General features: G+C 60.5%; 7 protein-coding genes. 2 read left to right on the top strand and 5 right to left on the bottom strand.

Features of this window, described 5'->3' with window-relative positions; translation table 11 throughout:
• Together ABHR75_RS03545 and ABHR75_RS03540 are read left to right on the top strand one after the other, a co-directional pair.
• Positions 1–739 (top strand): ATP-binding protein (locus ABHR75_RS03545; RefSeq protein WP_346963645.1); only part of this gene is annotated, 739 nt, incomplete at its 5' end.
• 511 nt (positions 740–1,250) lie between these two features.
• Positions 1,251–1,745, top strand: a complete 495-nt coding sequence (locus ABHR75_RS03540) for a hypothetical protein (RefSeq protein ID WP_161145531.1) — start codon at positions 1,251–1,253, stop codon at positions 1,743–1,745.
• A gap of 142 nt (positions 1,746–1,887) precedes the next feature.
• Here ABHR75_RS03540 and ABHR75_RS03535 read toward each other — a convergent pair whose 3' ends face one another.
• From ABHR75_RS03535 to secA, 5 genes are all read right to left on the bottom strand, one after another.
• Positions 1,888–2,829: a transketolase family protein gene (locus ABHR75_RS03535; RefSeq protein ID WP_006235309.1), complete on the bottom strand. Its 942-nt coding sequence runs from the start codon at positions 2,827–2,829 to the stop codon at positions 1,888–1,890.
• Position 2,830: 1 nt separating this feature from the next.
• Positions 2,831–3,661 carry a transketolase gene (locus ABHR75_RS03530; protein WP_346963644.1) on the bottom strand — a complete coding sequence of 277 codons (831 nt, stop codon included), beginning with the start codon at positions 3,659–3,661 and terminating at the stop codon, positions 2,831–2,833.
• Between the two features lie 208 nt (positions 3,662–3,869).
• On the bottom strand, positions 3,870–4,760 hold the full coding sequence (locus ABHR75_RS03525) for a YitT family protein (protein WP_195247200.1): 891 nt from the start codon (positions 4,758–4,760) through the stop codon (positions 3,870–3,872).
• A 165-nt stretch (positions 4,761–4,925) separates the two neighbouring features.
• Positions 4,926–6,074 carry a peptide chain release factor 2 gene (gene prfB, locus ABHR75_RS03520; RefSeq protein ID WP_346963643.1) on the bottom strand — a complete coding sequence of 383 codons (1,149 nt, stop codon included), beginning with the start codon at positions 6,072–6,074 and terminating at the stop codon, positions 4,926–4,928.
• Entirely contained in the window at positions 6,074–8,881 is a 2,808-nt protein-coding gene (gene secA, locus ABHR75_RS03515) for a preprotein translocase subunit SecA (RefSeq protein WP_343000647.1), read from the bottom strand. Before secA ends, prfB begins: the two co-directional genes overlap by 1 nt.
• Positions 8,882–8,972 lie beyond the last annotated feature (91 nt).

Raw genomic sequence — 8,972 nt, 5'->3', positions numbered from 1 at the left:
GACCCTCGCCTCGGACCTCGACCTCGGCGACGGGGAGATGGCCGCCGTGGCCGCCACCTTCTCCTACCTTGCGGAGAAGAGGAGGCTCGCCTCCATCGAGACGCTGCTGAGGCTGAGCAGGCTGCCCAGGCGCGAGCCCAAGACCTTCGAGGGCTTCGACTTCTCCAGGATCCAGGGCCGGGACGCGGCCGCGCTGGGCAAGCTCCCGTCGCTGGCCGACCTCTACGCGCACCGCAACGTCGCCTTCGTCGGGCCCGGCGGCATAGGGAAGACGCACCTCGCGCAGGCCTACGGGCGCGAGTGCTGCATGCGGGGGCTCAAGACCTACTACATAAAGGCGACCGAGCTCAGGGACAGGTTCCAGAAGGCCGTCCAGCGGGGAAACACCTCGCGGGTCGTCTCCTCGCTCGTCAAGCCGTCGTGCCTCATCGTTGACGAGGTGGGGAGATGCGTCTACGACAGGCCGTGCACCGACCTGTTCTTCGATGTCGTCGACAGGCGCTACGAGAAGGGGGGGCCGAACGCGATGGTCCTCACGAGCAACATCGCCCCGAGCGGGTGGGATGAGTTCTTCACGGGCGACGACACGCTCCTCTGCGCCCTCGACAGGCTGTTCGACAAGGCGTCGGTGTTCGTGATGCGGGGCCCGAGCTACCGCGGCAGGGGACTCGACACCTACTCGGTGGAGGCCGTCCCCCAGGCGGTGAAGGTGAGGGGGATCCAGCCCGAGGGGATGTAGGGAAGCGATAGGAAAGTCATAGATGCGGGCGTGTTGGCTAAAATGGGTCGGCCGGGATTGGTCAATCTCGGCCGACTATATTTGGCTAAATTATTCCGGCGCTAACAGCGTCTTCATGAGTTGCGGTGAAATAGGGACTGTTTTACCAGTTAAAAGGTCTAATCAGTCCCTATTTCACCGCAACTTAAATTAAGGCTAATTGTTGCGCAACTCGAATTTGAATAATCGCTTTACATTGGCCTCGATTGGAACGTCTATGGTTGTGGGGGCTGGTATGAATTGTCCTTATTGTGGTACTGAGTTGCGCAATGGCGTGAGGTATTGCACAACATGTGGGGTTACCATCCATGGCATGTCGACTAATTCTGCAATTCGGGTAAAGCCTCGGAATCACATTGCGGTTGTTCTTACCTGCATGTTGGCAATTGCCATTGTCGGCGGCAGTTGTTTGGGTCTTCATCTGCGGCAAGCATTGTCTTGTTTTATATCGGCTCATTCGGAGCATGCTATTGTGCTCAACATCTCTGCCGCAGGTTGGGATACCGATAGCGGGGCCTCACGTGTCCCGATACACATTACGGGCAAGACTGTCGACGGGATAACGGTCGACAAGGTTGAGTTCGTCGCCTCCGACGGTTCCGGTATCAGCCTCATTCAAGGTGTGTACACGCTCGAGGCGGCAGGTTCCCCCATCGCCACTGATGGCAAGATTTATCAAATTCCCTGTACGAGCGCGACGCTCGTCCTCGACGATGTCTTTACCGCAGGCGAAACGATCAATCTCGCCGAGCTCGCTGAGCAGAATTCGATACTCACCTTCTGCCCCATCGATGCCAGCGATATGACCAACGACGAAATCTATGATGCCGCCCTACTCGCCATGACATATAAAGGCGACGACGCCCCCGACGTTGCCGCACTGTGCCAGGCAGCAATCAATCGTCGTGCCGCCGCCAGCAAAAGCGAGAACGCCTTCGAAAGTTGCGGTGAAATACGGATTAATTGAGCCTTTAAGCTGGCAAACAGTCCTTATTTCACCGCAACTGAAACAGGGGCGCTCTCCATGAGAGCGCCCCTGCCGGGCTTCCATAGTACTGGCGAAACAGTTTTATAGTTCTGGCGAAGCAGTCCTTGAGATCCGCCTTGCCTTATGCCAAGAACTCCTTGGTGGTCGCCACGATGTTGGCGGCGTCCAGGCCGTACTTGTGCAGGAGCTCGGCGCCCGGGCCGGACTCGCCGAAGGTGTCGTTGACGCCAATCTTCTTGAGCGGCGTCGGGCACTGCTCGCACAGGACGTCGGCGACGGCGCTGCCCAAGCCACCGATCACGGAGTGCTCCTCGACGGTCACGACGTGGCCGGTCTTGGTGGCGCTCTTGACGATCAGGTCGGCATCGATGGGCTTGATGGTGTGCATGTTGATGACCTCGGCGTCGATGCCCTCGGCAGCGAGCTGCTCGGCGGCCTCGAGAGCCTCGCCGACCATCAGGCCGCAGGCAATGATGGTCACATCGGCGCCCTCGCGCATGACAATGCCCTTACCCAACTCGAACTTGTAGGTCTCGGGGTCGTTGATAACCGGCGAGGCCAAACGAGCGAAGCGCATGTACACCGGACCGTCGCACTCGTAGGCGGCGCGCGTCACGGCGCGGGCCTCGACGTCGTCGGCAGGAACGATCACAGTCATGCCAGGGATGACGCGCATCAGGGCGATATCCTCGCAGCACTGGTGTGTGGCGCCGTCCTCGCCCACCGAGATACCGGCGTGCGTGGCGCCAATCTTAACGTTGAGATGCGGGTAGCCGATGGAGTTACGGACCTGCTCAAAGGCGCGGCCGGCGGCAAACATGGCAAAGGTGCTCGCGAAGGCAACGCGGCCGGTGGTCGCGATACCGGCGGCGACGCCCATCAGGTTGCTCTCGGCAATGCCCACATCGAAGAAACGATCGGGGCAGGCGGCCTTGAACTTGCCGGTCTGCGTGGCGGCGGCCAGGTCAGCGTCGAGGACCACAAAGTCATCGTGCTCGTTGGCGAGCTCGACGAGGGCCTCGCCGTAGCTTACGCGCGTGGCGATTTTTTTGACGTCTGCCATCCTAGAGCTCCTCTCCGGCGGCCGTGAGCTCTGCCATGGCCTGCTCAAACTGTTCATCGTTGGGGGCCTTGCCGTGCCAACCAACCTGGTTCTCCATAAAGGAAACGCCCTTGCCCTTCATGGTCTCGGCGATGATGGCGGTCGGCTGACCCTTGGTGGCGCGGGCCTCGGCAAAGGCGGCGCGGATCTGATCGAAATCGTTGCCGTCGGCAAGCTCCACCACGTGGAACTTAAAGACGCGGAACTTGTCGGCGAGCGGCATGGGGTCGTTGACCTCCTCGACGGGGCCGTCGATCTGCAGGCCGTTGTGGTCGACGATCACGCAGAGGTTATCGAGCTGCTGGTTGCCGGCAAACATGGCTGCCTCCCAGACCTGGCCCTCCTCGCTCTCGCCATCACCCAGCAGGGCGTACGTGCGGTAAGTATCGCCCCAGTGCTTGGCGGCAACCGCCATGCCCACGGCGGCGGAGATGCCCTGGCCGAGCGAGCCGGTGGACATATCGACGCCCGGGGTGTCGTTCATGTTGGGATGACCTTGCAGGTGGCTGCCGATATGGCGCAGCGTCTCGAGATCCTCCTTGGGGAAGAACCCACGCTCGGCGAGCACGGCGTACAGGCCCGGAGCGCAATGGCCCTTGGAGAGCACAAAACGGTCGCGATCGGCCTTGCGGGGATCGGCCGGGTCGACGTTCATTTCCTCAAAGTACAGATAGGTCATGATGTCGGCAGCGCCGAGCGAACCGCCCGGATGGCCGGACTTGGCAGCGTGCACGCCGGTGACGATGCCCTTCCTTACCTCGTTGGCAACCTTTTTGAGCTCTTCGTCGCTCATTGTGCCTTCCTTTCATCCTCATTAGACAAAATGCGCACGGCACGGAAAGGTAATCCCAACACAGCCGCAATGCACGTACGTCATTCATTATGCTGGAAACTGATGGCTTTACCAGAGTTTTTATCATTATTTGAACAATTTAGCAGGCAGAACCGCTGATGAAACGGTTTATCAATGTGAACGTCTTTTGGATGGAACGCGATCGACCCTACGCGCTAATGTCCTTGAATCCCTCGCCGAAGGCTTCCGTAACGTCGGCAACCGTCACGATGGCATGAGGATCGCGCTCGCGCACGATCGTCTTGAGGGTATTGAGCTCTCGACGGCTCACGATGACCATAATCACTGGCTTCTCGGCACCCGAATACATGCCAGTCGCCTTAAACTTGGTACAACCACGACCCAGGCCATACATGATATCGGCAGCGATATCAGGGAACTTGTCCGAGATGATGAGTACCATACGGCGTTTGTTGCCACCATCGACCACGGCATCGATCACGTAGCCGCTAATGACCATCGAAAGGCCTGCATATAGTGCGTTTTCGATTGAAAAGACCGGAGCCGACAGCGCGCATACGGCAACATCGATCGCCATGACGGTCGAGCCCACCGGCAGTGAGGTGTTACGCGAGATGATTTGGCCAATCGTGTCCGAGCCGCCGGTGTTGGCGCCGGCGCGCAACACCATGCCGTAACCGATGCCCGTAATAATGCCGCCCCACATAGCGGGAAGCATCAGGTCCGCATCCGCCAGAGGTGCTACAAACGGGGCGAACAGATCGGTAAAGAAGCCCAGCAGCACAAAGCCCGTCGCGGTCTGCACCACGTAGAACATGCCGCCCTCGCGCATAACGACCAACAACAGCAAGGCGTTCATCACGATCGTCTGAATACCAACGGGAAGCGATAGGCCGCGCGCCGCGCCGACCGCCTGGATAATGGTGGCAAGGCCCGTAACGCCACCGGCGGCAAGACCGTTGGGAATCAAAAACAAGTCGGTCGCGATGGCGGCCAAGGCACACCCCAACATGATCTGGGGCAGGTCGTGAAAGAAGTTCATCGAAAGAATGCGCTTGATGTCCAGACGATATGCCATGCTGCCTCCCTCAAAAAAGCGCACCCAAACGGATGCGCTTTGAACTTCTTCTTGTATTCGATTCTACCGATTCGCCGGACAAAAACCACCCCTGCGCAGGGTTTATTCTGGATACAAACCCGTCCAACCGTTGGGTTTGGCATCGGCTTGAAGCCACCCGATGTTTTAGACCTCCGAGCCTTCTGCATCGGCGTTGCCGGTAGCCCAGCGATGGTAGCCAATAACAAACGGGTCCAGGTCGCCATCGTCAAGAACGGCCTCGACATTGCTGGTCTCCACACCCGAGCGCAGATCCTTGACCATCTGGTACGGGTAGAGCACGTAGCTGCGAATCTGGTTGCCAAAACCAATCGTGGTCTTGGGTCCGCGGATCTCATCGAGCGCCTCGGCGCGCTTCTCGAGCTCAATCTCGTACAGACGAGCCTTGAGGATCTGCATGCACGCGGCCTTGTTCTGGATCTGGCTGCGCTCATTTTGACACGTGACCACGATACCGCTGGGGAAATGCGTCACGCGCACGGCGGAGTCGGTGGTGTTGACGCCCTGACCGCCCGGGCCGCTTGCGTGGTACACGTCGACGCGAATGTCATCGGGATTAATCTCGATATCGATATCGTCGGGTAGCACCGGAATGACCTCGACGCCGGCAAACGTAGTCTGGCGGCGCTTCTTGTCGTCGGTGGGGCTAATGCGCACCAGGCGGTGAACACCGGCCTCGGCACGAAGCATGCCAAAGGCATCCTTGCCTTCGACGGTAAAGGTCGCGCGATCGATGCCGATGACCTCGGCCGCGGGGCAATCGTTGATGGTAACCTTCCAGCCGCGGCGCTGGCAGTACTTCATGTACATCTTAAAGAGCATGAAGGTCCAATCCTGGGCCTCCAAGCCACCCTGCCCGGGCTTGATGGTCACAATCGCGTCGCCGTGATCGAACTCGCCGGTAAACCAGCTCGCAAGCTCAAGCTCGTCGATGGCGCGGGAAAGGCGCTCCGCCGTGGCGGCAGCCTCCTCACGCAGCGCAGCGGCATCGGGGTCATCGCCCATTTCCTCGGCAAGCTCCAACGCGGCGCGCGCATCGGAGAGCTCACCGCGCGCGGTATCCACGGCGGCGATGTCCTCCTTGGCGCGTGCGATCTCCTCCATCGTGGCGCGAGCGGCATCGGCGTCGTCCCAAAAGCCCGGGGCGACGCTTTTGGCCTCGAGCTCCGCCACGCGGGTGCGCTTCTCGTCCAAATGGAGATACGACTCGACCTCGCCGAGTCGGTCCGCAAACGCGTCCAACTCGGCGGGAGTTACCTCTAGAGTCTCGGCCATTAACGATTCCTGCCGTGGCAGTACTTAAACTTCTTACCGCTACCGCAAGGGCACAGGTCGTTGCGGCCCACGTTGACATAGGGGTCATCGCTCTCGGACTTGCGGTAGGTCGTCACCTTGCCACCGTTGTTAACGGCAGCCGGACCACCCTGGACGGCGGTGCGGGCCTGCACCTGAGCCTGCTTGCGCAGTACCGAATCGCTGTTGTCGCCATCGACCTCGGCGGGACCAGAGAAGCGCGCACCCTTAAGGGCGGGGTCCTCCTTGTGCTCCACAGCCTGCGGGGCAGCTTTGAGCTCAATGCGCAGAACAGTGCGCAGGTAATCCTCGTACATGGTATCGACGAGTATCTGGAACGCACCGTAGGCCTCGGTCTTGTACTCAACCAGCGGGTCGCGCTGGCCAAAGCCGCGCAGGCCGATACCGGTCTTGAGGTAGTCCATTTCCTGCAGGTAGTTCATCCAACGCGTATCGATGACGCGCAGCATGACCTGGGTATTGAGCTCGCGCATCAGGTCCTCGCCCAGACGCTCGGCCTTCATGTTGTAGCACTTCTCAACATAAGCCAAGACATCGGCGGCCAGGGCCTCAAAGTCCTCGTCGGGGAACTGAGGGGTATCGATATGCCCGGTCAGCTCGACGACCCATTTGCGCAGACCCTCAAGATCGCGCTCGCCCTCGTGGCTGTCCTTGGTGCAGAACTCCTGAACACAGCGGTACACGGTATCGTGCATGACCTCGGTGATGTGGTCGGTCAGGTCCTTGCCGTCCAGAATCTTGTTGCGCTCGGCGTAGATGACCTGGCGCTGCTTGTTCATGACGTCGTCGTACTCAAGAACGCTCTTACGCATGGAGAAGTTGATGCTCTCGACCTTGTGCTGGGCATTCTCGACGGCCTTGGAAATGATCTTGTGCTGGATGGGCATGTCGTCGCCCATGTCGGCCGTGACCATCATCTTGGAGACGCGGTCCATCCTGTCGCCGCCGAACAGGCGCATGAGGTCATCCTCGAGCGACAGGTAGAACTGGGTCTCGCCCGGATCGCCCTGACGACCGGAACGGCCACGCAGCTGGTTGTCGATACGACGGGACTCATGGCGCTCGGTGCCGATAACGGTCAGGCCGCCGGCGGCAAGCACGCGCTCGCGCTCGGCCTTGCAGGTCTCCTTGGCCTCGGCGTTAAACTGCTCGAGCTGCTCGGGCGTCACGTCCTCCATGGTCAGGCCCTCGTACTCCAGGCGTTCGCGCACCAGCTCGTCGGGGTTGCCGCCCAGCAGGATGTCGGTGCCACGACCGGCCATGTTGGTAGCGATGGTCACGGCGCCATAGCGACCAGCCTGGGCCACGATATGGGCCTCGCGCTCGTGGTGCTTGGCGTTGAGGACCTCGTGCGCGATACCGCGCTTAGTGAGGGCGGCGGACAGTTTCTCGGAGCTCTCGATGGAGACGGTGCCCACCAGGACCGGCTGGCCCTTGGCGTGACGACGCTCAACGTCGTCGGCAACGGCGTTGTATTTGGCCTGGATGGTGCGGTAGACCAGGTCCTCGTGGTCAACACGCTGCACGGGCTTGTTGGGGGGAATGACCTCGACGGGCAGCTTGTAGATCTCGCGGAACTCGGCGTCCTCGGTGAGCGCCGTACCGGTCATGCCGGAGAGCTTGTCATACAGGCGGAAGTAGTTCTGCAGGGTGATGGTGGCAAGGGTCTGGTTCTCCTCGCGCACGAGCACGCCCTCTTTGGCCTCGATGGCCTGGTGCAGGCCCTCGGAATAGCGGCGACCCTCCATGATACGACCGGTGAACTCGTCGACGATCTTGACCTCGCCGTTGGTGACCACGTACTGCTTGTCGCGGTGGAACATGTACTGGGCCTTCAGCGCCTGCTGCAGGTGGTTGACCAGCTGGCCCGAAAGGTCGGCATAGATGTCATCGATACCCAGGCGGCGCTCGATCTTCTTAAGGCCGCGCTCGGTGGCGGCGATGGTGTGCTTGGCCTCGTCCATGACGAAGTCGCCCGTGGGCTCCACGTCCTCGGTAGCGGTGAGCATGTCGTGCGAGACGTCCTCGCCGCGCTCAAGGCCGCGCACGGCGCGCGCGAAGTCCTTGTAGGTGCTGGCGGACTTGGTGCCGGCGCCCGAGATGATGAGCGGCGTTCTGGCCTCATCGATCAGGATGGAGTCGACCTCGTCGACGATGGCGTAGTTGTGGCCGCGCTGAACACGCTGCTCGGGGCGGGTGACCATGTTATCGCGCAGGTAATCGAAGCCAAACTCGGAGTTGGTGCCGTACGTGACGTCGGCCTGGTAGGCCGGGCGCTTAAGCTCGAGCGGCATGTTGTTCTGCAGCAGGCCGACGGTCATGCCCAGGTACTTGTAGATACGGCCCATCCACTCGGAGTCGCGCTTGGCCAAGTAGTCGTTGACGGTGACGACGTGCACGCCCTTACCGGCGATAGCGTTGAGATAGCCGGCCAGCGTGGAGACGAGGGTCTTGCCTTCGCCGGTCTTCATCTCGGCGATGTGGCCCTCGTGCAGCGCCATGGCGCCGATGAGCTGTACATCAAAGTGACGCATGCCCATGGTGCGCTTGGAAGCTTCGCGCACGGTGGCAAAGGCCTCGGGGAGCATGTCATCGAGCGACTCGCCGTTGGCGTAGCGCTCACGGAACTTATCGGTCTGGGCGCGGAGCTCCTCCTCGGTCATCTTCTCAAACTGGGGCTCAAGACCGTTGATCTTGTCGACGATCTTGTAGTAGCGCTTCAGGTCCTTATCAGATCCAAAGGACAGCAACTTTGACATGAATCCCATGTGGTTTTCCTTTTTGGCCATCGCCCGCGGCATGAAACCTTGGACGAGTTAAACACAGATATTTGTACTTTAGCCAAACAAGACGCCGCCT

Source organism: Collinsella aerofaciens (assembly GCF_039752955.1).
GTDB lineage: Bacteria > Actinomycetota > Coriobacteriia > Coriobacteriales > Coriobacteriaceae > Collinsella > Collinsella aerofaciens_BI.
The sequence above is the reverse complement of the archived record's forward strand: the minus strand, read 5'-3'. Positions and strand labels throughout refer to the sequence as shown.

Bases quoted from the DNA above. Each gene is read 5' to 3' on its own strand.
- ABHR75_RS03530 (WP_346963644.1), bottom strand. From the start codon at position 3,661: ATGAGCGACGAAGAGCTCAAAAAGGTTGCCAACGAGGTAAGGAAGGGC.
- ABHR75_RS03525 (WP_195247200.1), bottom strand. From the start codon at position 4,760: ATGGCATATCGTCTGGACATCAAGCGCATTCTTTCGATGAACTTCTTT.
- ABHR75_RS03535 (WP_006235309.1), bottom strand. From the start codon at position 2,829: ATGGCAGACGTCAAAAAAATCGCCACGCGCGTAAGCTACGGCGAGGCC.
- secA (WP_343000647.1), bottom strand. From the start codon at position 8,881: ATGGGATTCATGTCAAAGTTGCTGTCCTTTGGATCTGATAAGGACCTG.
- prfB (WP_346963643.1), bottom strand. From the start codon at position 6,074: ATGGCCGAGACTCTAGAGGTAACTCCCGCCGAGTTGGACGCGTTTGCG.